This is a genomic window from Kitasatospora sp. NPDC059973, assembly GCF_042737525.1.
GTDB lineage: Bacteria > Actinomycetota > Actinomycetes > Streptomycetales > Streptomycetaceae > Kitasatospora.
In genome coordinates this window covers 27,991-49,748 of sequence record NZ_JBHWUI010000034.1, presented here as the reverse complement: position 1 = coordinate 49,748, position 21,758 = coordinate 27,991, and the positions used below count along the sequence as shown (strand labels likewise).

Here is a 21,758-nt window from a genome sequence, read left to right as displayed (position 1 = left end):
GGTGGGGAGCGGCTGAGGGGCGGCCCGGTCGGGGGGTGCGCCGCCGGCTCCCGGGCGCCGAGGCGCCGGTCTGTCGAACTGGCCGAATGTGCTTCCCGCACCGGAGTGCGGGGTGTGCCAGGGCCTCATCGTGCCCAGGTGACCGCCGTCACGTCAAGTAGTTTGTCCGGATTTTGCCTGGTTCGCCCGGGCGGATTTCACCTGGCCCGTCGGGCCGAGGCGCTCGCCCGGTTCGTCCGGCGGTGCCGGCGGCACCCGCCCGGGCCGGCCGGTCAGCCGACCGGCCGGCCGCCCGGCTCCTCGGCGATCCGGCGGGCGATCTCGGCCGGTCGCACCGGCCGCCCGAAGTGCCAGCCCTGCGCCCAGTCGCAGCCGATGCCGCGCAGCCGCTCGGCGTCCCGGAGGGTCTCCACGCCTTCGGCCGTGACCGTCAGGCCCAGCGCGTGCGACATCGACACCAGGCCGCTGACGATCCGCCAGCCGGTGGCCGCGTCCTTGGCCGGGTCGTGCAGGTCGCCGACGAAGGAGCCGGCGATCTTCAGCCCGGAGACCGGCAGGTCACGCAGGTAGGCGAGGTTGGACCAGCCGGTGCCGAAGTCGTCCACGGCGAGCGAGACGCCCTGGTCGACCAGCCCGTGCAGGGTGCGCAGCGCCTCGTCCTCCGGGCCGACCACGGTGGACTCGGTGATCTCCAGCTGGAGCCGGGCCGGGTCCAGCCCGGTGGAGTCGAGGATCCGGCCGAGATCGGTCACCAGTGCGGCGCTACGGGCCTGACGGACCGCCAGGTTGACGTTCAGCTGGGGCGCGTCGTCGCCGAACCGCTTGATCCAGTCGGCCGCCTGGCCGCAGGCCTGCTCCAGCACCCAGCGGCCGAGCGGCATGATCAGGCCGGTCTCCTCGGCGGTGGTGACGAACTCGTCCGGGCCCAGCACGCCCAGCTGCGGGTGGCGCCAGCGCACCAGCGCCTCGACGGCGGCGAGCCGGCCGTCGGCCAGCGCGTACAGGGGCTGGTAGTCGATGAAGAACTCGCCGCGGTCGAGGGCGGCCGGCATCCGGACCGAGACCGCGTAGCGGCTGACCGCGCGGGCGTTCTCCTTGGGGTCGAAGAGCGTCCAGCGGCCGCGGCCGGCCTCCTTCGCCCGGTACAGCGTCAGATCGGCGGCGCGGACCGCGGCGCCCGGCGTGGTGGTCGAGATGCGCCGCTCCAGCACGCCCACGCTGGCCCCGACGGCGAGCTTGTGATCGCCGATCAGGACCGGCCCGGCGAGCGCCTTCAGCACCGTCTTGGCGGCGGCGACGGCCTCCTGCTCGCCGCGGCAGTTCTCCAGCAGGACGACGAACTCGTCGCCGCCGAGGCGGGCCACCAGGTGGCCGAGGGGGGTGAGGGCGGCCTTCAGCCGGGCGGCGACGGCGGCCAGCAGCTGGTCACCGGTGTCGTGGCCGAGGCTGTCGTTGACCACCTTGAAGCCGTCGAGGTCGACGTAGCAGAGGCCGAAGCGGGCGCCCGGGTCCGGCTCCTCGAAGAGCTTCTCCAGCCGCTCGAAGAAGGCGGCCCGGTTGGGCAGTCCGGTCAGCGGGTCGTGGGTGGCCTGGTGGCGCAGCCGCTCCTGGAGCCGGTAGCGGTCGGTGATGTCCTCCAGCATGGCCACCTGGTACTGCGGCCGGCCGTCGTCGTCCCGGATCAGCGAGACCGTGAGGTGGGTCCACACCACCTCGCCGTCGTGCCGGTAGTACGGCTTGTCGACCTGGAAGTAGTCCCGCTTGCCGCTGATCAGCTCCTCGTACGCCTCCCAGACGCCGGGGGTGTCCTCGGGGTGCACGAGGTCGCCGACCCGGCGGCCCCGCATGTCCTCCGGCGCGGCCCCGAACAGCTCCTGGAGCGCCTTGTTCACCGCGAGGATGTTGCCCTCGGTGTCGCCGATGCCGATGCCGATCGCCGCGCTCTCGAAGAGCGCGCGGAACCGCGCCTCGGAGGCGCGCAGCGCCCGCTCGGCCTCCCGCCGGGCGCTGTCGGCGGCGGTCCGGATGGCCTCCTGCTCGCGCAGGGTCCGCTCGCGCAGGGCGGCCGCCCAGCCGGCCGCGAAGGCCCCGCAGAGCGCGGGCCCGCGGTCGTCGGCCGCGGGGTGCTCCTGGAGCAGTTCGAGGGCCCGGGCCAGCACCACCGGGTCGGTGAAGTGGGCGTCGACGAGTTCGGCGCCCGCCCGGGCGGCCAGCCCCGGGTCGAACGGCTCGCCCAGCTGGGCGCGGTGGAGCAGCGCGGCGGTCCGGGAGACCAGCCTGCCGAGCAGGCCGGGGTGGACCGCCGTGCCGTGGTCGCCGGAGAGCAGCCGCGCCCAGTCCTCGTGGAACCGATCGGCGCTGCCGGGTGCCGGCGCTTCGTTCACCGGCGGAACCCCACGCCCGCCATCCCGGTCATCCGCTCGGGGTGCCGGCCGACCGCCTCCGGCTGCTCGGGGCGCCACTCGGGGAGGTAGACCACACCGGGCTCGACCAGCTCGAACCCCGCGAACATCGCGGTGATCTGCTCGCGGGTGCGCATGGTCAGCGGGGTGGGCGTCATCCGGTACAGCTTCTGGTGGTCCTCGGCCTGGTCGGGCCGGCCCTCCAGGGAGGCGTGCGAGAGGATCAGCGCGCTGCCCGGCGGGAGCGCCTCGCGCAGCACCTCCAGCAGCTTCCACGGATCCTCGGAGTCGCTGACGAAGTGCATGACGGCGACCAGCAGCACGGCCACCGGCTCAGCGGGCGCGAGCAGCGCGGTCACCTCGGGGCGGCCCAGCAGGTCGTCGATGTCCCGGACGTCGGCCTGGACGACGGAGCAGCCCTCGTCCTCCGCCAGCAGCAGCCGGCTGTGCGCGACGGCGACCGGGTCGCGGTCGATGTACACCACCTCGGCCTCGGGGCGGATCGCCCGGGCGATCTCGTGCACGGTGCCGAAGGTCGGGATGCCGGAGCCGATGTCCAGGAAGCGGGTGATGCCCTGCTCGGCGGCGAACTGCACGCCGCGGCGCAGGAAGGCCCGGTTGGAGCGCATGATCTGCGGCAGCTCCGGCCAGAGCGCGATCGCCTGGCGGGCCATCTCCCGGTCCACCTCGAAGTTGTGCGAACCGCCGAGGTAGTAGTCGTAGACCCGGGCGGCGTTCGGTTTGTCCAGGTCCGTACCTTCCGGTACCCAGTTCGGTCGCCGCATCCTCGGGACTCCTTCATTCCGGTTCCGGTGAACCAGTCGTCCCGTGGGACGGCTGGTTCTGATGAGACTACAAGCACACAAGATCCTCCTCTGCACGCCGAACGCGTGCAAGCGGAGTCGCCCCGTCCTGCCGGGGACGCGCCCCGGCCGGAGAATGGACCCGATGGCCGGACGGATCGAGGACTACGCCCTGATCGGCGACCTGCAGACCGCCGCGCTGGTCGGGCGGGACGGGTCGGTCGACTGGCTCTGCCTACCCCGGTTCGACTCCCCCAGCTGCTTCGCCGGCCTGCTCGGCGACCGGCAGCACGGCGCCTGGCGGCTCGCCCCGGCCGGCGGCGCGCGGTGCTCCGCGCGCCGCTACCGGGGCGACAGCCTCGTCCTGGAGAGCGACTGGCACACCGCCGACGGCACCGTCCGGGTGACCGACTTCATGCCCCAGCGCGGCCGGGGCGGGCAGCGCTCCCCGCAGCTGATCCGGATCGTGGAGGGCGTCGAGGGCAGCGTCCCGGTCCGCGGCGAGCTGCGGCTGCGGTTCAACTACGGCCGGATCGAGCCGTGGGTGCGCCGCACCGGCCGGCACCGGGTCGCCGTCGCCGGGCCCGACTCCGCCTGGCTGCGGGTGCCGCCCGAGGTCCACACCTACGGAGTGGACGGCGTCACCGTCTCCGACTTCACCGTCACCGCCGGCAGCCGGGTGCCCTTCGTCCTCACCTGGCAGCCCTCCCACCTGCCCACCTCCCCGCGCACCGACCCGGAGGAGGCCCTGCTCACCACGCTGCGCGACTGGCAGCACTGGGCGGCCGGCTGCCGCTACCGGGGCGAGTGGCGGGAGGCCGTGCTGCGCTCGCTGCTCACCCTCAAGGCACTCGCCTACGCGCCCACCGGCGGGATCGTCGCCGCGCCCACCGCCGCACTGCCCGAGCGGATCGGCGGCACCCGCAACTGGGACTACCGCTTCTGCTGGCTGCGCGACTCCTCGATGACGCTCTCGGCGCTGCTCCGCGGCGGCTTCCGCGACGAGGCCGCCGCCTGGCGCCGCTGGCTGCTGCGCGCCATCGCCGGCGACCCGGGCGACCTGCAGACCGTCTACGGCGTCGCCGGGGAGCGCGTCCTCGGCGAGATCTCCGCCGACTGGCTGCCCGGCTACGAGGGCTCCCGGCCGGTCCGGTTCGGCAACGCCGCCGTCGACCAGCTCCAACTCGACGTCTACGGCGAGGTGGTGGACACCCTGCACCTGGCGCTGCTGGCCGGCCTGCCGATGGAGCGGCACGTCTGGACGCTGTTACGGACCCTGATGGCCTACCTGGAGCAGCACTGGCGCGAACCCGACGATGGCCTCTGGGAGGTGCGCGGCGAGCGGCGCCACTTCGTCCACTCCAAGGTGATGTCCTGGGTCGCCGCCGACCGCGCGGTGCGGATGGCCGAGGCCACCGGGCTGCCCGCGCCGGTGGCCCGCTGGCGGGCGATGCGCGACGCCGTGCACGCCGACGTCTGCGAGCACGGCTACGACCGGCGGCGCGGCGTCTTCGTGCAGCACTACGGCGGGCAGGGCCTGGACGCGGCCACGCTGTTCGTCGTCAAGTGCGGCTTCCTGCCGCCGGACGACCCGCGCGTGGTCCGCACCGTGGACGCCGTCCGGGACGGCCTGGACCACGGCGGCCTCGTCCTGCGCTACCGGACGCACCGGCACACCGACGGCCTGCCCGGCGGCGAGGGCGCCTTCCTGGCCTGCTCGTTCTGGCTCGCCGACGCGCTCGTCGCCACCGGGCGGCGGGCCGAGGCCCGCGACCTGTTCGCCCGGGTGGTCGGGCTCGCCAACGACCTCGGCCTGCTCTCCGAGCAGTGGGACCCGCGCGCCCGCCGCCAACTCGGCAACACCCCGCAGGCGTTCACCCACGTCGCCCTGGTCAACACCGCCTTCGAACTGTCCGAGCCCGCCTAGGGCGCCCCCGGGCCGGGGAACCGGTCAGCGGAGGTCCGCCCCCGGGGCCGGGCCGGACCCCCTAGAGTTCGGCCGTGGACCTCAACCACTACCGGTTCCGCGGCGTGTGGCGGCTGGCCGCGCCGCCGGCCGCGGTGTACGCCGCGCTGGAGGACGTCCCGGGCTACCCGCTCTGGTGGCCCGAGATCCGCGCGGTGCGGCGGTTCGGCCCGGACGACGGCGAGGCGGTGGTGCGGGCGCTGCTGCCGTACCGGCTGGTGATCGGGCTGAGCGTGGTGCGGCGCGACCCGGTGGCCGGCGTCCTGGAGGTCGCGATGCGGGGCGACCTGGTCGGCTGGTCCCGCTGGACGGTCGGGGCGGACGGCACCGGCGCCCGCGCCCTGTTCGAGGAGGACGCCCGGCCCGGGCGCCCGCTGCTCCGGCGCCTCGCCGTGCCGCTGCACCCGGTGTTCCGCGCCAACCACGCCGTCATGATGCGCCGCGGCCGCCGCGGCCTGGCCGCCCACCTGGCCCGCCGGGACCCGGGCGGCCGGCCGGGCGGCGCACCGGCCGACCGCCCGGCGTGACACCTAGACCCGGTCGGTGCGGCCGAACAGCCAGCCGCGCAGCAGCCGGGTGACCACCGGCAGGGCCGCGTACGTCATCAGCGCGCTGATCAGCGGTGCGGTGACCAGGGCGCGGACCGCCACCGGCAGGCCGGCCAGATGCGGGGTGAGCGGCAGCCCGGAGGTGACGGTGAGCGGCGCGATCGCCACCGTGGAGGCGACCGCCATCCGCCAGCGCACCGGCGGGCGGCCCTTCGCCGCCGACCGGGTGGTGGCGAACCAGCCCTCCATGCCGAGGATCTCGTGCCGGTGCACCTCGTGGTGGTGCCCGTCCGCCGCGGCGAAGCAGGCCGCCCGGGCCGGCGAGGCCTGCCAGGAACGGAACGCCCCGCCGTCACGGAAGTGCAGCAGCAGGTGCCAGGGGTCGTCCGGCCCGGCCGGGCGCAGCAGCCCGGTGCCGAGGTTGCCCTCGTGCCCGGCGGCCGCGGCGAGGATCCCCTTCGCCCACCGCTCGAACGCCTCCTCGTGGCCGGGCTCGACCCGCCGGGCCACGAACAGCGTGACCTCGTCGTCCGGCCCGCCCCGGTCCGCCGCCGCGGGCGCCGCCCGGCCCGCCCGTCCTCGCAGTCCCACCAGTCCCATCGGTCCCGCCCTCTCCGGGTCTCCCCGTGCGTCCCCGGTCGCAGCCGTCCCGCAGCGTACGGCCCCGCCGGGCGGCCGCGCCCCTGCCGACCGCTCCTCGGGACGCGGGCCGGTGCCGGCGGCGGCCCGCCCGCGCCCTGGTGACCCGGCCCGCCCGGGCGGTTAGCGTGGCCCGGGACCGACCCCACCGCCGCCCGGGAGGCGCCCGCCATGACGACCCCGTCGGACGACCCCGGCCACGCCCCGGGCCACTCCCCCGACCGGCTCTTCGGGCGGGCCTTCGACCGGACCGGTACCGGGAGCAGCAAGTGGGCGCGGACGGCCGGCGCGGACGGCGTGATCGCGATGGGGCTGGCCGACATGGACCTGCCCGGCCCGCCGGCCGTCGCGGCGGCGCTGGGCCGGCGCGCGCGGCACCCGGCGTACGGGTACACGGTGTGCGACCCGGCCGGCCGGGAGCTGGTGGCCCGCTGGTACCGGGACCGGCACGGGGTGGAGATCGACCCGGCGTGGGTGCTGCTGCTGCCGTTCGGACCGCGCACCGCCGTCCGGCTGCTGCTGGAGGCGGTGCGACCGACCGGGCCGGTGCTGTTCCCGGCGCCGGAGTGGGGCGGCTTCGCCCAGGTCTGCCGGGCCGCCGGACTGGCCCACCGGGAGCTGCCGCTGGCCCGGGACGCCGCCGGCTACCGGCTGCCGCTGGACGCCTTCGCCGGGCACCGGGCCGGGGCGGTGCTGCTGAGCAGCCCGCACAACCCGTCCGGCCGGGTCTGGACCGCCGCGGAGGTCCGCGCCCTGGCCGAGGCGGCGGCCCGGGGCGGCGGGGTGCTGCTCTCGGACGAGGTGCACGGCGACCTCACCCACCCGGGCCACCGCCACCCGGTGGCCGTCGCGGTCGCGGGCCCCTACCGGGAGCGGACCGTCACCCTCAACTCGGTCGGCAAGACCTTCAACACCTCCGGCATCCCCAGCTGCTTCGCGCTCGTGCCGGACGCGGCGCTGCGCGAGCGGCTCACCGGGGTGATGGCGGGGTACGGCCTGTGGGAGGGCGGGCTGCTGGAGCAGGTGGTGCAGGAGGCGGCGCTGCGCGACGGCGGCCCGTGGCTGGACGCGCTGCTGGACCACCTGGCCGCCGCCCGGGACCGGCTGACCGGCGTGCTCGGAGAGGCCGTCCGCTCCGCGCCGGAGGCCTCCTACCTGCTCTGGCTGGACGCCGCCGCGCTCGGCCTGCCACCCGTGGGGGCCCGGGCGGCGCTGCTGGAGCGGTGCGGCCTGGAGGCCTCCGACGGCGCCGACTTCGGCCCCGGCGGCGAGGGCTCGCTGCGGCTGAACTACGCCCTGCCGGAGCCCGCGCTGGCGGCGGCCGTGAGCCGGCTGGAACGGCTCCGAAATCCCGGCATCACCCGATTGCACCGCCTCTGACCTGCGACGACATCTCTTCACCAGATGTTTGCGGAGCGCCCCGGCATGGTCCGTAGCAGACTGGGCAGGGTAGACCGGGCCGCAATCGTGATCCCGAGGATGGTGAGTCCGGTGATACCCGTTCGCCCGACCAGCCCGACCAGCCCGACCGACCGCCAGGGCACCGATCCGCCCACCGGGAGCGTCACCCCGCTCACCGAGTCGACGGCGCGCCGCCACATGGCCGGCGTCTGCTTCAAGATCGGGCCGCCCCGGCTGGTCGGCGTGGAGGTCGAGTGGTTCGTCCACGACGACCGATGTCCGACCGGCCCCGTGCTACCGGAGCGGCTGCACGCCGCACTGGAGTCACTGCCGCTGGGCGGCGCCGACGGGACGGTCCTGCCGTCCGGTGCCCGCCTCACCCTCGAACCCGGTGGACAGGTCGAGCTCAGCTCCCCGCCCGCCGACGGCATCGTCGCCTGCGTCGACGACACCCGCCGTGATCTCGCCACCCTGCGGGCCGCCTTCGCGGCCCAGGGTCTGCGGCTCACCGGCACCGGTACCGACCCCCTGGCCCGCCCCCGCACGATGGTGCTGGACCACCCGCGCTATCTCGCGATGGAACGGTTCTTCGACTCGGCCGGGCCCTGGGGCCGGATCATGATGACCGGCACCGCCTCCGTGCAGGTCTGCCTGGACGCGGGGGCCGCCGACGGCCCGCACGCGCTCGACCGGCGCTGGCGCCTGACCCACCAGCTCGGTCCGGTCCTGGTCGCCGCCTTCGCGAACTCCCCCCTGCTGGACGGGAAGCCCACCGGGCACCGGTCCACCCGGCAGATCGTCTGGTCCCGGATGGACCCCACCCGCACGCTCGCCCCGGCGCCCGACCACGGCGATCCGCGCGAGGCCTGGACCAGGTACGTGCTGGACGCCGAGGTGCTCTGCATCCGCCGCCCCGACGGCCTGCCGTGGACGGCGCCGGCCGGCCTGACCTTCCTCGACTGGCTGCGCGGCGGCGGCGAACGCCCGCCGACCCTCGCCGATCTGGACTACCACCGCACCACGCTGTTCCCGCCGGTCCGCCCGCACGGCCACCTGGAGCTGCGGATGATCGACGCCCAGCCGGGCGACGGCTGGATCGTCCCCGCGGCCCTGGTGACCGCGCTGCTGGACGACCCGAAGGCCGCCGACGCGGCGCTGGCCGCGCTGGAGCCGCTGGAGAGCGCCACCGGGCCGCTCCCGCCGCGCAGCGACGCCTGGCGCCGGGCCGCCACCCTGGCGGTCGCCGATCCCGCGCTGCGCCGCGCCACCCTCGCCTGCTTCGCCGCCGCCGACGCCGCGCTGGGACGCCTGCCCGGCGCCGAGCGACTGCGCACCGCCGTCGCCGAGTTCGCCGAGCGCTACCCCGCGCGCGGCCGCTGCCCGGCCGACGACCAGCTGGACGCCCTGCGCTCCGGCACCCGACGCACTCCCCCGGAGGAGGCCGCACCATGATCGACGACGCCCGCCCGACCGGCTCCCGCACCGCCGGGGCGACCGGCCCCGGGTCTCCGCCCGCGGCCTCCCCCGCCCCGCCGGCCGGCCCGTCCCCCGAGGGCCTTCCCCCGGCGGCCCTGCGCGAGGCGATCGCCACCGAGCTGCTGGCCGCCCGGACCCGCACCGCCGCGCTGACCGACTGCGTCGAGGACCACGACCTCACCGCCCAGCACTCCCCGCTGATGTCCCCGCTGGTCTGGGACCTCGCGCACATCGGCAACCAGGAGGAGCTCTGGCTGCTGCGCAACATCGGCGGCCGGGAGCCGATGCGCCCCGAGATCGACCCGCTCTACGACGCCTTCGAGCACCCGCGCGCCGAACGCCCCAGCCTGCCGCTGCTGCCGCCGGTCGAGGCGCGCGCCTACGCGCACGAAGTCCGCGGCCGGGTGTTCGACCTGCTGGAGGCCAGCCCGCTGGAGGGCGCTCCGCTGCTCGACGCCGGCTTCGCCTTCGGCATGATCGCCCAGCACGAACAGCAGCACGACGAGACCATGCTGGTCACCCACCAGCTGCGCCGCGGCGAGCCCGCGCTGGCCGCTCCCCCGCCGCCGCCCGCACCGGCGGACGCGGCGGCGCTGCCCGCCGACGTGCTCGTCCCCGCGGGCCCGTTCACCATGGGGACGGACACCGAGCCGTGGGCGCTGGACAACGAGCGCCCGGCGCACCGGATCGACCTGCCGGCCTTCCGGCTGGACACCACGCCGGTCACCAACGGCGCCTATCTGCGGTTCATCGCCGACGGCGGCTACGACGACCCGCGCTGGTGGACGGCCGAGGGCTGGGAGCACCGGCAGCGGGCCGGGCTGACCGCCCCGCTGTTCTGGCACCGCGAGGGCGCCCAGTGGCTGCGCCGCCGTTTCGGCACGGTCGAGCCCGTCCCCGAGGACGAGCCGGTGCTGCACGTCAGCTGGTACGAGGCGGACGCCTACGCCCGCTGGGCGGGGCGGCGGCTGCCGACCGAGGCGGAGTGGGAGAAGGCCGCCCGGCACGACCCGGCCACCGACCGCTCCCGCCGCTACCCGTGGGGCGACGGCCCGCCCGCCCCGGAGCACGCCAACCTCGGCCAGCGCCATCTGCGCCCGGCCCCGGCCGGCAGCTACCCGGCCGGCGAGTCCCCCTACGGCGTACGGCAGTTGATGGGCGACGTGTGGGAGTGGACGGCCAGTGACCTCCACCCCTACCCCGGCTTCCGGGCCTGGCCGTACCGGGAGTACTCGGAGGTCTTCTTCGGGCCCGAGTACAAGGTGCTGCGCGGCGGCTGCTTCGCGGTCGCGCCGGTGGCCTGCCGCGGCACGTTCCGCAACTGGGACTACCCGGTCCGGCGGCAGATCTTCGCCGGGTTCCGCACCGCGGCCGACGTGGCGGCCGGCTGATGTGCCGCCACCTCGCCTACCTCGGCGCACCGGTGACGCCCGGGGAGCTGCTGGTGGAGCCGCCGTTCGGGCTCTACCGGCAGTCCTGGGCCCCCCGGGCGCAGCAGTACGGCACGGTCAACGCCGACGGCTTCGGCCTCGGCTGGTACGCGGACGGCGACCCGACCCCGGCCCGCTACCGGCGGGCGGGACCGATCTGGGCGGACGCCTCCTTCGCCGACCTCGCCCGGGTGATCCGCACCCGGGCGCTGGTGGCGGCCGTCCGCTCGGCCACCGAGGGCTGCGCGGCGGGCGAGGACGCGGCCGCGCCGTTCGCCGCCGGGCCCTGGCTGTTCAGCCACAACGGCGCGGTGGCCGGCTGGCCGGACAAGCTGGACGCGCCGGCCGGGCGGCTCTCCCCGGCCGAGCTGCTGGAGCTGCCGGCCCGGACGGACTCGGCGCTGCTCTGGGGCCTCGCGCTGCACCGGCTGCGCGCGGGCGCGGGCCTCGGCGATGCCCTGGCCGGCGCCGTCGCGGACGTGACCGCGCACACCACCGGCCGACTCAACCTGCTGCTGACCGACGGCCGGGCGATCGCCGCCACCGCCTGGGGCGACACGCTGCACCACCGGAGGCTGCCGGGTGCGGGCGTCCTGGTGGCCTCCGAGCCCTACGACGACCACCCGGACTGGACCGTCGTCCCGGACCGCTCGCTGCTGCTGGCCGGCCCGGACGGTGTCGTGGTCCGCCCGCTCTGAAATCTCCCTCGCTCCTCTCACCTTCACTTTTTGAACAGAGGATCCATCTGTCATGAGCATCTTTGATCTCACCCGACTGCTGCCCGCCGACCACTTCAGCACCGCGCTGCGGCACGACGTGCGCGAGGGGCTGACCGCCGATCCCAAGTGGCTGCCGCCGAAGTGGTTCTACGACGCCCGGGGCAGCGAGCTGTTCGAGGAGATCACCCGGCTGCCCGAGTACTACCCGACCCGCGCCGAACGGGCCATCCTCACCGCCCGGGCCGGCGAGATCGCCGCCGCCACCCGGGCCCGCACGCTGGTGGAGCTGGGCTCGGGCTCCTCGGAGAAGACCAGGCTGCTGCTGAACGCGCTGCGCGACCTCGGCACGCTGGACAGCTACGTCCCGGTGGACGTCAGCGAGAGCGCCCTGACCGGTGCGGGCGAGGCGCTGGCCCTGGACTTCCCCGGGCTGTCCGTGCACGCGGTGCTCGCCGACTTCACCGCCCGGCTCGGCCTGCCGCCGGAGGGCGGGCCGCGCCTGGTCGCCTTCCTCGGCGGCACCCTCGGCAACCTGCTCCCCGCCGAGCGGGCGGTCTTCCTGCGCCGCCTGCGGGCCGCGCTCGACCCCGGTGACTTCCTGCTGCTCGGCACCGACCTGGTCAAGGACCCGCAGGTGCTGGTGGCCGCCTACGACGACGCGGCGGGGGTGACGGCGGAGTTCAACCGGAACGTGCTCAACGTGCTGAACCGGGAGCTGTCCGCCGACTTCGACCCGAGCGCGTTCGAGCACGTGGCGCTCTGGGACCGGGAGCGGGAGTGGATCGAGATGCGGCTGCGCTCGCTGCAGGAGCAGACCGTGAAGATCCCCGCGCTGGACCTGCCGATCCACTTCGAGAAGGGCGAGGAGCTGCGCACCGAGGTGTCGGCCAAGTTCCGCCGGGAGCGGGTGGCCGAGGAGCTGGCGGCGGCCGGCCTGCGGCTGAGCCACTGGTGGACGGACGAGGAGGGCCGGTTCGGGCTGTCCCTGGCCTCGCCGGTGGGCGAACAGGTTTGACAGTTCACTTTACTAATAGGCAAGGGGACTTGTCGGGCATCCCACGTACAACACTTGAACATTGACGGGTTACGATCGCGGCTACCAAGCTCAGCGTTGAGTACCAGGAGTCAAGATCGTGAGCGTCACCCAGCAGCCCTCGGAGCCCGTGGCGGCGGAGGTTCGACCCTCCGACCGCCTCGGCTTCGTCGTGTTCATCACCGCCGCCGCGGCCCTCGGCGGGTTCCTGTTCGGCTACGACAGCTCCGTGATCAACGGCGCCGTCTCCGGCATCCAGGAGAAGTTCGGCGTCGGGGACGGCGTCACCGGTCTGATCGTCTCGTCCGCGCTGCTGGGCTCGGCGGTGGGAGCCGCGCTGGCCGGCCGCTTCGCCGACCGGTACGGCCGGATCAAGGTGATGAAGGCGGGCGCGCTGCTCTTCGCGGTGAGCGCGGTCGGCTCGATGCTGCCGTTCGCCGCCTGGGACCTCGCCGGCTGGCGGGTCCTCGGCGGCGCGGCCATCGGCATCGCCTCGGTGATCGCCCCGACCTACATCGCCGAGGTCGCGCCGACCCGCTACCGGGGCCGACTGGCCTCCTTCCAGCAGGCCGCGATCGTCCTCGGCATCGCGATCTCGCAGCTGGTCAACTGGGTCCTGGCGGACGCCGCCGGCGGTGACACCCGCGGCCGGCTGCTCGGCCTGGAGGCCTGGCAGTGGATGCTCGGCATCTGCGTCGTGCCGGCCGCCGTCTACTTCGTGCTCGCCTCGATGATCCCCGAGTCCCCGCGCTACCTGATCTCGGCCGGCCGGCTGGACGAGGCCCGCACGGTGCTCACCGAGGTCGAGGGCGAGGGCTCCGACACCGACGCGCGGATCGCCGAGATCCAGGGCCTGATCGCCTCCGACCACCGGCCGCGCTTCGGCGACCTGCTCGGCGGCCGGTTCGGCCTGCTGCCGATCGTCTGGGTCGGCATCGGCCTCTCGGTCTTCCAGCAGCTGGTCGGCATCAACGTGATCTTCTACTACTCGTCGATCCTCTGGCAGTCCGTCGGCATCGACCAGAGCAACTCGCTGCTGATCAGCTTCATCGGCTCGGTCATCAACATCCTCGGCACCGTGGTCGCGATCCTGCTGGTGGACCGGATCGGCCGCAAGCCGCTCGCCCTGATCGGCTCGGCCGGGATGGCCGTCGCGCTGGCCGCCTGCGGCTGGGCGTTCTCCTCGGCCACCGGCACCGGCGACGACGTCGCCCTGCCCGACCTCCAGGGCACCGTCGCGCTGATCTCCGCCAACGCCTTCGTGCTCTTCTTCGCGATGTCCTGGGGCGTGGTGGTCTGGGTGATGCTCGGCGAGATGTTCCCCAACCGGATCCGGGCCGCCGCGCTCTCCGTCGCCGCCTCGGCGCAGTGGATCGCCAACTGGGCGATCACCGTGTCGTTCCCCTCGCTCTCGCGCTGGAACCTGTCGGCGACCTACCTGGTCTACGCGGGCTTCGCGGCCCTGTCGCTGGTCTTCGTGGCGAAGTACATGAAGGAGACCAAGGGCGTCCGCCTGGAGGACATGGGCTGATCCGACTGTCGGACCTTCGGCCCCCGCACCCTAGCGCCCCCGGCGCGGGTGCGGGGGCCGAATCGTTCACTCTCTGCGGCGGGGCGCCTACCTCCGGTACTCCTGTTCGGCAGGAGGGATGTGTCCTTGATCTTCAACCGGCTTCGCACCCGCAGCACCCGCCCGACCCGTCGCCCCGCACCGGCTCCGACACCGGCCGCGGTGCCGGCGCCGAGCGGCGGCTGCCCGTTCGCCCACGCCCACCCGGCCGCCGAGCCGCCGCACGGGCCCGAACCCCTGCCCACCACCGTGCACGGCACCGGCGTCCGGTACCTCGTCGACCCGGGGCGCGCCGAGGCCGGGCGGACCACCCCGGGGCGGCCCACCGTGGCCGAACGCCCCACCGGCACCGATCCGTTCGCCGGTCTCCGCACCGATCCGTTCACCGAGCCGTTCGGCGAGACGTTCACCGAGGCGTTCACCGGACCCTCGGCCGAGCCGTTCGCCGAGCCCTTCACCGACCCCGACGCGGCCGCCGACTTCGTCCGCCAGTTCCACCGCGAGCAGCCCGGCACCGGCGACCCGACCGGGCGGGTGCTGGCGGTCCTGGACGAGATCGACCGCACCGGCACCTACCAGCACACCCCCGCCGAACTCGCCTACGGCGCCCGGCTCGCCTGGCGCAACGCGGCCCGCTGCATCGGCCGGCTGTACTGGCGCAGCCTGGTGGTGCGCGACCTGCGGCACCTGGCCTCGGCCGACGACATCGCCACCGAGTGCTTCGAGCACCTGCGGGTGGCCTCCAACGGCGGCCGGATCCGCCCGGTGATCTCGGTGTTCGCCCCCGACCGGCCCGGCCGCCCGGCCGCCCGCATCCTCAACCAGCAGCTGGTCCGCTACGCCGGCCGGCCCACCGGGCACGGCTTCGTCGGGGACCCGGCGGGCGCGCGGCTGGCGGCCCGCGCCCGGGACCTCGGCTGGAAGTGCGGCGAGGAGCGCTTCGAGGTGCTGCCGCTACTGGTGCAGGAGCGGCCCGGCGCCCGCCCCGAGTGGTACGAACTGCCGGACGACACCACCCCCGAGGTCGAGCTCAGCCACCCCGACCACCCGTGGTTCGCCGAGCTCGGCCTGCGCTGGTACACGGTGCCCGCGATCAGCGACATGACGCTGGAGATCGGCGGCGTGCGCTACCCCACCGCCCCGTTCAACGGCTGGTACATGGGCACCGAGATCGGCGCCCGCAACCTGGCCGACGCCGACCGGTACGACATGCTGGCGACCGTCGCCGACCGGCTCGGCCTGGACACCTCCAGCGACCGCACGCTCTGGCGCGACCGCGCGCTGGTGGAGCTCAACGTCGCGGTGCTGCACTCGTTCCAGGAGGCCGGGGTGACGATCGCCGACCACCACACCGAGTCGGAGCGGTTCCTGAAGCACATCGCCCAGGAGAAGCGGCTCGGGCGGCCGACCCCCGCCGACTGGAGCTGGATCGTGCCGCCGGTCTCCGGCGGGCTGACCCCGGTCTACCACCGCTACTACGACCCGGTGGACCCGTCGCTGCGCCCCGCCTTCGTGGTGCGCGAGCCCTGGTGAGGCGCCGGCGCCGCCCCGTCGACCGTCCGCTCGTACCGGAGCAGCAGCCCGTCGAGCAGCGCTTCGAGACCGGTCTCGAAGGCGCCCTCGTCGATCGCGCCCCGGTGTTCGGCCAGCCGGTGGGCCTCGCCGAGGTGCGGGTAGTCGGCGGCGTCGTACAGCCCGGCGTCCTCGGGGAAGCCCGCCGCGAAGGAGGCCAGCGCCGAGCCGGTGACGAAGTACCGCATCAGCGCGCCGATCCGGGTGGCCTGCCCGCGCGGCCAGCCGGCCTCGACCAGGCAGCCGAAGACGGCGTCGGCCAGCCGCAGCGCGTTCGGGCGGCGGCCGGGGCCCTGGGCCAGCACCGGGACGATGTTGGGGTGCGCGGCCAGCGCGGCGCGGTAGGAGCGGGCCCAGTCGCGCAGCGCCCGCGGCCACGGCGCGCCGGCGGTGAACATCGACAGGTCGACCTCCCCCATCACGCTGTCCACCACCGCGTCCAGCAGCTCGTCCTTGGTCGCGACGTGGTTGTAGAGCGACGGCCCGCTGACCGACAGCTCGGTGGCCAGGCGGCGGGTGGAGAGGGCGTCCAGCCCCTCGGCGTCGATCAGCCGCAGCGCGGTGGCGACGATGAGCTCGCGGCTGAGCAGGGGTGTGCGCGGGCGGGCCATCGTCGCGGTTCCTCCGGTCGAGTGGGGTGAGGACCGATTCTGGCAGGCGCCTCTTCCCAGCGCGGCCCGGTCGGGGCTACAGTCCCGGTAAAACTTGCACCGCTAGTTTACCGGAGCCCGACGAGGTGGCGCGATGAATCTGGAGCTGACCGAGGAGCAGGCCGCCCTCCGGGACCTCGCGGCGGCCTTCACCGACCGCGAGATCGTCCCGCACGCGGCCGCCTGGGACCGGGCCGAGTCCGTCGACCGCGCGGTCATCGGCAAGCTCGCCGGCATCGGCCTGCTCGGCCTCACCATCCCCGAGGAGTACGGCGGCAGCGGCGGCGACCACCTCGCGTACTGCCTGGCCCTGGAGGAGCTGGGCCGGGGCGACTCCGCCGTGCGCGGCATCGTCTCGGTCTCGCTCGGCCTGGTCGCCAAGTCGGTGAACGGCTACGGCACCGAGGAGCAGAAGCGGCACTGGCTGCCCCGGCTCACCTCCGGCGAGTCGCTCGGCTGCTTCGCCCTCACCGAACCCGGCACCGGCTCGGACGCCGCCAACCTGACCACCCGGGCGGTCCGGGACGGCGACGACTGGCTGATCAGCGGCGCCAAGATGTTCATCACCAACGGGACGTGGGCCGATGTCGCGCTCGTCTTCGCCCGCACGGGCGGACCGGGCCACCGGGGCATCACCGCCTTCCTCGTCCCCACCGACCTGCCCGGCTTCACCCGCACCGAGATCCACGGCAAGCTCGGCCTGCGCGGCCAGGCCACCGCCGAACTCACCTTCGACGCCGTCCGCGTCCCCGACCGGGCCCGGCTGGGCGAGCCCGGCAAGGGCTTCACGGTGGCGATGGCCGCCCTGGCCAAGGGCCGGATGTCGGTGGCGGCCGGCTGCGTCGGCATCGCCCGGGCCTGCCTGGAGGCCGCCGTCCACTACGCCGGCGAGCGCGAGCAGTTCGGCCGGCCGATCGCCTCGCACCAGCTGGTCCAGGAGCTGCTCGCCGGCATCGCCGTGGACGTCGAGGCCGCCCGGCTGCTCACCTGGAAGGTCGCCGACCACATCGAGCGCGGCCTGCCGTTCGCCACCGAGTCCTCCGTCGCCAAGCTCTACGCGAGCGAGGCCGCCGTCCGAGCCGCCAACAACGCGCTCCAGGTTTTCGGCGGCTACGGGTTCATCGACGAGTACCCGGTCGGCAAGTACCTGCGCGACGCGCGGGTGATGACCCTCTACGAGGGCACCAGCCAGATCCACAAGCTGCTCATCGGGCGTTCGCTCACCGGCGTCAACGCCTTCTGACCGCCACTCACCGGACAACCCCACCCGGATAAGGAGCCCGACGACGTGCGTCCTGTCTACTTCGCCGCAGCCCGCCGCACACCCATCGGCCGACTGCGCGGAGCGCTCGCCACGGTCCGCCCGGACGACCTCTCGGCCACCGTGCTGCGCGCCCTGCTCGCCGATGTCCCCACCCTCGACCCGGCCCGGATCGACGACGTCTACTGGGGCGCCGCGAACCAGGCCGGCGAGGACAACCGCAACGCCGCCCGGATGGCCGTGCTGCTCGCCGGCCTGCCCGACAGCGTCCCCGGCGCCACCGTCAACCGGCTCTGCGCCTCCGGCCTGGAGGCCGTCACCCAGGCCGCCCGGGCGATCGGCTCGGGCGAGGCCGACGTGGTGCTGGCCGGCGGCTGCGAGTCGATGACCCGCGCCCCCTTCGTCCTCCCCCGGCCCGACGAGGCGCTGCCGCACCGGATCGAGACCTTCGACACCCGGCTCGGCTGGCGGCTCACCAACCCGCGGATGGCCGAGCTGCACGGCGTGCTCTCGATGGGCGAGACCGCCGAGGAGGTCGCCGCCCGCCACGGCATCACCCGGGAGCGCCAGGACGCCTTCGCGCTCCGCAGCCACCGGCTGGCCGCCGCCGCCCGCAAGGACGGCCACTTCGACGCCGAACTGGTCCCGGTCGAGCGGCCGGACGGCGTGACCGTCCACCAGGACGAGAGCATCCGGGAGGACACCGGCCCGGAGAAGCTCGCCCGGCTGAAGCCGGCCTTCCGCCCGGGCGGCACGGTGACGGCGGGCAACGCCTCGCCGATGAACGACGGGGCGGCCGGCCTGGTGCTGGTCAGCGAGGAGGTCCTGGGCGAGCTGGGCCTGCGGCCGCTCGGCCGGTACGTGGCCGGCGCCTCGGCCGGGGTGCACCCGGACGTGATGGGCATCGGCCCGGTGCCCGCCACCCGCAAGGCGCTCGCCCGGGTCGGCTGGTCCGTCGCCGACCTGGAGGAGGCCGAGCTCAACGAGGCCTTCGCCGCGCAGGTGCTCGCCAGCGTCGACCAGTTGGGCCTCGACCCCGAGCTGGTCAACCCGACCGGCGGGGCGATCGCGCTCGGCCACCCGCTGGGCGGCTCCGGCGCGCGGATCCTCACCACCCTGCTGCACCGGATGCGCCGCAACGGCACCCGGCGCGGGCTGGCCACCATGTGTGTCGGAGTCGGCCAGGGCACCGCCGTCCTGGTCGAATCCCCCTGAGCGCCGGCCGCCGTCCCGTCCTCCGGATCGAGGCCGACCGCGAGGCCGACCTCACGGTCGCAGGCGCGGTCGCAGTCGCAGTCGCAGTTCCCGTCGCAGCCGAAGTCGAAGTCGAAGTCGAAGGAGTTGTCGTGACCCGTTTCGCAGGAAAGGTCGCCGTCGTCACCGGTGCGGCCCAGGGCATCGGCGCGGCCACCGCGCGGCTGCTGGCCGAGGAGGGGGCCGCCGTCGCGGTGGTCGACCTGACCGCCGAGCGGGCCGCCGGCACGGTCGAGGAGATCACCGCCAAGGGCGGCACCGCGCGGGCGTACGGCTGCGACGTGGCCGACTACGACGCGGTGGAGGCGGTCTTCGCCGAGGTCGCCGGGGACTTCGGCGGGGTGCACATCCTGGTGAACAACGCCGGGATCACCCGGGACAACCTCTTCTTCAAGATGACCAGGCCCGACTGGGACGCGGTGCTGACGGTCAATCTGACCAGCGCCTACAACTGCAGCCACGTGGCGCAGAAGTACATGACGGCCCAGAAGTACGGCAAGATCGTCTCGCTCAGCTCGCGCTCGGCGCTCGGCAACCGGGGCCAGGCCAACTACGCCGCCGCCAAGGCGGGCATCCAGGGCCTGACCGCCACGCTGGCGATCGAGCTGGGTCCGTTCAACATCAACGTCAACGCCGTCGCCCCCGGCTACATCGCCACCGCGATGACCGCCGCCACCGCCGAGCGGGTCGGCGCGACGGCCGAGGACCACCAAGCGGAGGTCTCCGCCCGGACGCCGCTGCGGCGGGTCGGCCGGCCGGAGGAGATCGCCTCGGTGGTCGCCTTCCTCGCCAGCGAGGACGCCTCCTACGTCAGCGGGCAGACGCTGTACGTCAACGGTGGGGCACGCTGAGATCTTCTGACGTTTCGTCAGATAGCCGTCCCGGGTGGTGGGTTACCTTCACCTGGGACGGTCTTTACCCTTTCCGGTGGCCTGCGCGAGCATGCCGACGGGTACGGAATGACTATGGCATGATCATGCTGCTGTCGATGGGATGGCCGGACCGCCCCGACCGGTCCAGGTCGGGCCCTGCGTCCCAAGGAGTCCCATGGGCAGCCCCGCCACCCTCCGCCGTGCCCTGGCCCTGCTCGCCGTGGGGGCCACCGCCCTGACGGCCGGCACGCTCGGCGTCCCGGCCGTCCACCCGGCGGCCGCCGCCGGCCTCGCGGGCGTCCACGTCCGCCCCGCCTCGACGGGACACATCAGCGCCGTCGGCCGGGACGCGCCCCTGCCCACCTCCCAGTGCGTCAGCCAGATCGGCATCCACTGCTACTCCCCGCTCCAGTACCGGACCGCCTACAACCTCGACCCGCTGTACCGCGAGGGCATCACCGGCAAGGGCCGCACGATCGTCATCGTCGACTCCTTCGGCTCCCCGACCATCCAGCACGACCTGGAGGTCTTCGACAAGCAGTGGGGCATCCCGGACACCCAGGTCGAGGTGGTCAAGTGGGGCGACGTCCCGGTCTTCGACCCGACCAACCCCGATCACACCGGCTGGGCCGGCGAGAGCACCCTCGACGTCGAGTACGCCCACGCCGTCGCCCCCGGCGCGCACATCATCCTGGTCGAGACCGGCGTCTCCGAGACCGAGGGGACGACCGGGCTGCCCGAGATGATGGACGCCGAGAAGGCCCTCATCAAGTCCGGCCGCGCCGATGTGATCTCGCAGAGCTTCGGCGCCACCGAGAACACCTTCCCCGGCTTCGACAAGGGCGACTTCAGCTCGCTCACCGGCCTGCGGTACGCCTTCCAGGAGGCCGCCGCGCACGACGTGACCGTACTCGCCGCCTCCGGCGACACCGGCGCCACCGACTACCAGGCCAACGGCGAGGACCTCTACCCGGACAGGGTCAACTCCTGGCCCTCCGCCGACCCGCTGGTCACCTCCGTCGGCGGCACCCGGCTCAGCCTGGACGACGCGGGCCGGCGGACCGCCCCCGACCAGGTCTGGCACGACAACTGGGGCGCGGGCGGCGGCGGGACCTCCGCCGTCTTCGCACGCCCCTGGTACCAGGCCGGCGTCGCCCGCGTCACCGGCAACCACCGCGGCACGCCCGACCTCAGCATGAGCGCGGCGGTCGACGGCGCGGCCTGGACGTACGAGTCCTACGACCCGGCGACGGCCGGCTGGCACATCACCGGCGGCACCAGCGAGTCGACCCCGATCTTCTCCGGCGTCGTCGCGCTCGCCGACCAGCTCGCCGGGCGCCGGCTCGGCCAGCTCAACGGGCGGCTCTACGGGCTCGCCCTGCTCCCGCAGCAGTGGAGCGGCCTGGTCGACGTGACGGCGGGCGACAACTCCTGGGACACGGTGACGGGCTACCGGGCCGGGAAGGGCTACGACCTCGCCAGCGGGCTCGGCACCATCGACGCCGCCAGGTTCGTGCACGCCCTCGCGGGCCGGTAGCGCCGGTCCGGGCGCCGGGAGCCTGGAGCCGGGTGCGGCGGTGCGTCTGGGTGCCGGCTCAGGCGGGGTCGGGGCGGGGGGCGGCGAGCTGGGCCAGGTGGCGTTCGGCGGCGCGCAGCTTGCGCCCGTCGGGGCCCGGGAGGTGGGCCCGCATCTCGATGATCTCGGGGGCGATCCGGATCGCCTCCGCGCGGTCCGCGATCGCCCGCCAGCAGGCCTCGGCGTTGGTGGCCGCCTGCTGGGTCTCCGGGTAGTCCGGGCCCTGGGAGCGCAGCAGCGTCAGGGCCACCTCGCGGTAGATGTCCGCCGCCTCGACCGACTTCCCGGCCAGCCGGCAGACGTGCGCGCGGACCTGCCGCACCTGGAGCACGGGCGCGGAGACGGCGCCGTGCTCGGCGATCGCCTCCAGTTCCAGGGCGAAGGCGAGGTCGGTGGCGGCGGCGTGGTCCCCGGCGTCGGCGCTGCGGACGATGCGGCCGATCACCTCGCGGTAGTCGTCGCGGGGGCGGGGCGCCTCGGGGGCGGGGGTTTCGGGGGCGGGGGCTTCCGGGGCGGGGGTTGCGGGGGTTGCGGGGGTTGCGGGGGCGGGGGTTGCGGGGGCGGGGGCGGGCTCGGGAGCCGGTTC

Annotated in this window: 17 protein-coding genes; 13 read left to right on the top strand and 4 right to left on the bottom strand. The window is 74.7% G+C overall.

Annotated features, from left to right (window positions below; genetic code table 11):
- Positions 1–272: 272 nt before the first annotated feature.
- Both ACFWA9_RS12495 and ACFWA9_RS12490 read right to left on the bottom strand, forming a co-directional pair.
- A complete protein-coding gene (locus tag ACFWA9_RS12495; RefSeq protein WP_329490672.1) occupies positions 273–2,384 on the bottom strand; it encodes an EAL domain-containing protein in 2,112 nt (703 codons plus the stop codon).
- Entirely contained in the window at positions 2,381–3,187 is an 807-nt protein-coding gene (locus ACFWA9_RS12490) for an SAM-dependent methyltransferase (RefSeq protein ID WP_352294118.1), read from the bottom strand. The genes ACFWA9_RS12495 and ACFWA9_RS12490 overlap by 4 nt, the downstream gene beginning before the upstream one ends.
- Before the next feature lie 163 nt (positions 3,188–3,350).
- On the opposite strand from ACFWA9_RS12490, the gene ACFWA9_RS12485 reads away from it, so the two are divergent.
- Both ACFWA9_RS12485 and ACFWA9_RS12480 read left to right on the top strand, forming a co-directional pair.
- Positions 3,351–5,132 carry a glycoside hydrolase family 15 protein gene (locus tag ACFWA9_RS12485; protein ID WP_380386175.1) on the top strand — a complete coding sequence of 594 codons (1,782 nt, stop codon included), beginning with the start codon at positions 3,351–3,353 and terminating at the stop codon, positions 5,130–5,132.
- 74 nt (positions 5,133–5,206) lie between these two features.
- Positions 5,207–5,698: an SRPBCC family protein gene (locus ACFWA9_RS12480; RefSeq protein WP_380386172.1), complete on the top strand. Its 492-nt coding sequence runs from the start codon at positions 5,207–5,209 to the stop codon at positions 5,696–5,698.
- A gap of 3 nt (positions 5,699–5,701) precedes the next feature.
- On the opposite strand, the gene ACFWA9_RS12475 is transcribed toward ACFWA9_RS12480, so the two are convergent.
- Positions 5,702–6,319 carry an antibiotic biosynthesis monooxygenase gene (locus tag ACFWA9_RS12475; RefSeq protein WP_380386169.1) on the bottom strand — a complete coding sequence of 206 codons (618 nt, stop codon included), beginning with the start codon at positions 6,317–6,319 and terminating at the stop codon, positions 5,702–5,704.
- A 210-nt stretch (positions 6,320–6,529) separates the two neighbouring features.
- Here ACFWA9_RS12475 and ACFWA9_RS12470 point away from each other — a divergent pair, with 210 nt between their 5' ends.
- The 7 genes from ACFWA9_RS12470 to ACFWA9_RS12440 all read left to right on the top strand — a co-directional run bounded on the left by ACFWA9_RS12470 (position 6,530) and on the right by ACFWA9_RS12440 (position 15,520).
- The gene (locus tag ACFWA9_RS12470; RefSeq protein WP_380386166.1) at positions 6,530–7,738 is read left to right on the top strand and encodes a MalY/PatB family protein; all 1,209 of its coding nucleotides are present in this window, start codon (positions 6,530–6,532) and stop codon (positions 7,736–7,738) included.
- Positions 7,739–7,849: 111 nt separating this feature from the next.
- Entirely contained in the window at positions 7,850–9,211 is a 1,362-nt protein-coding gene (gene egtA / locus ACFWA9_RS12465; RefSeq protein ID WP_352294126.1) for an ergothioneine biosynthesis glutamate--cysteine ligase EgtA, read from the top strand.
- A complete protein-coding gene (gene egtB, locus ACFWA9_RS12460; RefSeq protein WP_380386162.1) occupies positions 9,208–10,626 on the top strand; it encodes an ergothioneine biosynthesis protein EgtB in 1,419 nt (472 codons plus the stop codon). The genes egtA and egtB overlap by 4 nt, the downstream gene beginning before the upstream one ends.
- Entirely contained in the window at positions 10,626–11,363 is a 738-nt protein-coding gene (gene egtC / locus ACFWA9_RS12455) for an ergothioneine biosynthesis protein EgtC (RefSeq protein ID WP_380386159.1), read from the top strand. Before egtB ends, egtC begins: the two co-directional genes overlap by 1 nt.
- Positions 11,364–11,415: 52 nt before the next feature.
- Positions 11,416–12,399: an L-histidine N(alpha)-methyltransferase gene (gene egtD, locus ACFWA9_RS12450; RefSeq protein ID WP_380386156.1), complete on the top strand. Its 984-nt coding sequence runs from the start codon at positions 11,416–11,418 to the stop codon at positions 12,397–12,399.
- A gap of 115 nt (positions 12,400–12,514) precedes the next feature.
- Positions 12,515–13,948 carry a sugar porter family MFS transporter gene (locus tag ACFWA9_RS12445; protein ID WP_380386202.1) on the top strand — a complete coding sequence of 478 codons (1,434 nt, stop codon included), beginning with the start codon at positions 12,515–12,517 and terminating at the stop codon, positions 13,946–13,948.
- Between the two features lie 120 nt (positions 13,949–14,068).
- Positions 14,069–15,520: a nitric oxide synthase oxygenase gene (locus tag ACFWA9_RS12440; protein ID WP_380386154.1), complete on the top strand. Its 1,452-nt coding sequence runs from the start codon at positions 14,069–14,071 to the stop codon at positions 15,518–15,520.
- Here ACFWA9_RS12440 and ACFWA9_RS12435 read toward each other — a convergent pair.
- Complete coding sequence (locus ACFWA9_RS12435; protein WP_380386151.1) at positions 15,463–16,170, bottom strand: TetR/AcrR family transcriptional regulator; 708 nt, start codon at positions 16,168–16,170, stop codon at positions 15,463–15,465. The two genes, ACFWA9_RS12440 and ACFWA9_RS12435, sit on opposite strands and share 58 nt — an antisense overlap.
- 133 nt (positions 16,171–16,303) lie before the next feature.
- On the opposite strand from ACFWA9_RS12435, the gene ACFWA9_RS12430 reads away from it, so the two are divergent.
- The 4 genes from ACFWA9_RS12430 (at position 16,304) to ACFWA9_RS12415 (ending at position 21,133) form a co-directional block, all read left to right on the top strand.
- Positions 16,304–17,452, top strand: a complete 1,149-nt coding sequence (locus ACFWA9_RS12430) for an acyl-CoA dehydrogenase family protein (RefSeq protein ID WP_380386148.1) — start codon at positions 16,304–16,306, stop codon at positions 17,450–17,452.
- A gap of 45 nt (positions 17,453–17,497) precedes the next feature.
- Entirely contained in the window at positions 17,498–18,685 is a 1,188-nt protein-coding gene (locus tag ACFWA9_RS12425; RefSeq protein ID WP_380386145.1) for a thiolase family protein, read from the top strand.
- Positions 18,686–18,816: 131 nt separating this feature from the next.
- Positions 18,817–19,575 (top strand): 3-oxoacyl-ACP reductase FabG, encoded by a 759-nt coding sequence (gene fabG / locus ACFWA9_RS12420; RefSeq protein WP_329490658.1) that lies wholly within the window; start codon positions 18,817–18,819, stop codon positions 19,573–19,575.
- A gap of 196 nt (positions 19,576–19,771) precedes the next feature.
- The gene (locus tag ACFWA9_RS12415; RefSeq protein ID WP_380386142.1) at positions 19,772–21,133 is read left to right on the top strand and encodes a S8 family serine peptidase; all 1,362 of its coding nucleotides are present in this window, start codon (positions 19,772–19,774) and stop codon (positions 21,131–21,133) included.
- The last annotated feature ends 625 nt before the right edge of the window (positions 21,134–21,758 follow it).

Coding starts and splice junctions, on each gene's coding strand:
- egtC (WP_380386159.1), top strand. CDS start 10,626: ATGTGCCGCCACCTCGCCTACCTCGGCGCACCGGTGACGCCCGGGGAG.
- ACFWA9_RS12475 (WP_380386169.1), bottom strand. CDS start 6,319: ATGGGACTGGTGGGACTGCGAGGACGGGCGGGCCGGGCGGCGCCCGCG.
- ACFWA9_RS12435 (WP_380386151.1), bottom strand. CDS start 16,170: ATGGCCCGCCCGCGCACACCCCTGCTCAGCCGCGAGCTCATCGTCGCC.
- ACFWA9_RS12470 (WP_380386166.1), top strand. CDS start 6,530: ATGACGACCCCGTCGGACGACCCCGGCCACGCCCCGGGCCACTCCCCC.
- ACFWA9_RS12430 (WP_380386148.1), top strand. CDS start 16,304: ATGAATCTGGAGCTGACCGAGGAGCAGGCCGCCCTCCGGGACCTCGCG.
- egtD (WP_380386156.1), top strand. CDS start 11,416: ATGAGCATCTTTGATCTCACCCGACTGCTGCCCGCCGACCACTTCAGC.
- egtB (WP_380386162.1), top strand. CDS start 9,208: ATGATCGACGACGCCCGCCCGACCGGCTCCCGCACCGCCGGGGCGACC.
- ACFWA9_RS12415 (WP_380386142.1), top strand. CDS start 19,772: ATGGGCAGCCCCGCCACCCTCCGCCGTGCCCTGGCCCTGCTCGCCGTG.
- ACFWA9_RS12485 (WP_380386175.1), top strand. CDS start 3,351: ATGGCCGGACGGATCGAGGACTACGCCCTGATCGGCGACCTGCAGACC.
- ACFWA9_RS12490 (WP_352294118.1), bottom strand. CDS start 3,187: ATGCGGCGACCGAACTGGGTACCGGAAGGTACGGACCTGGACAAACCG.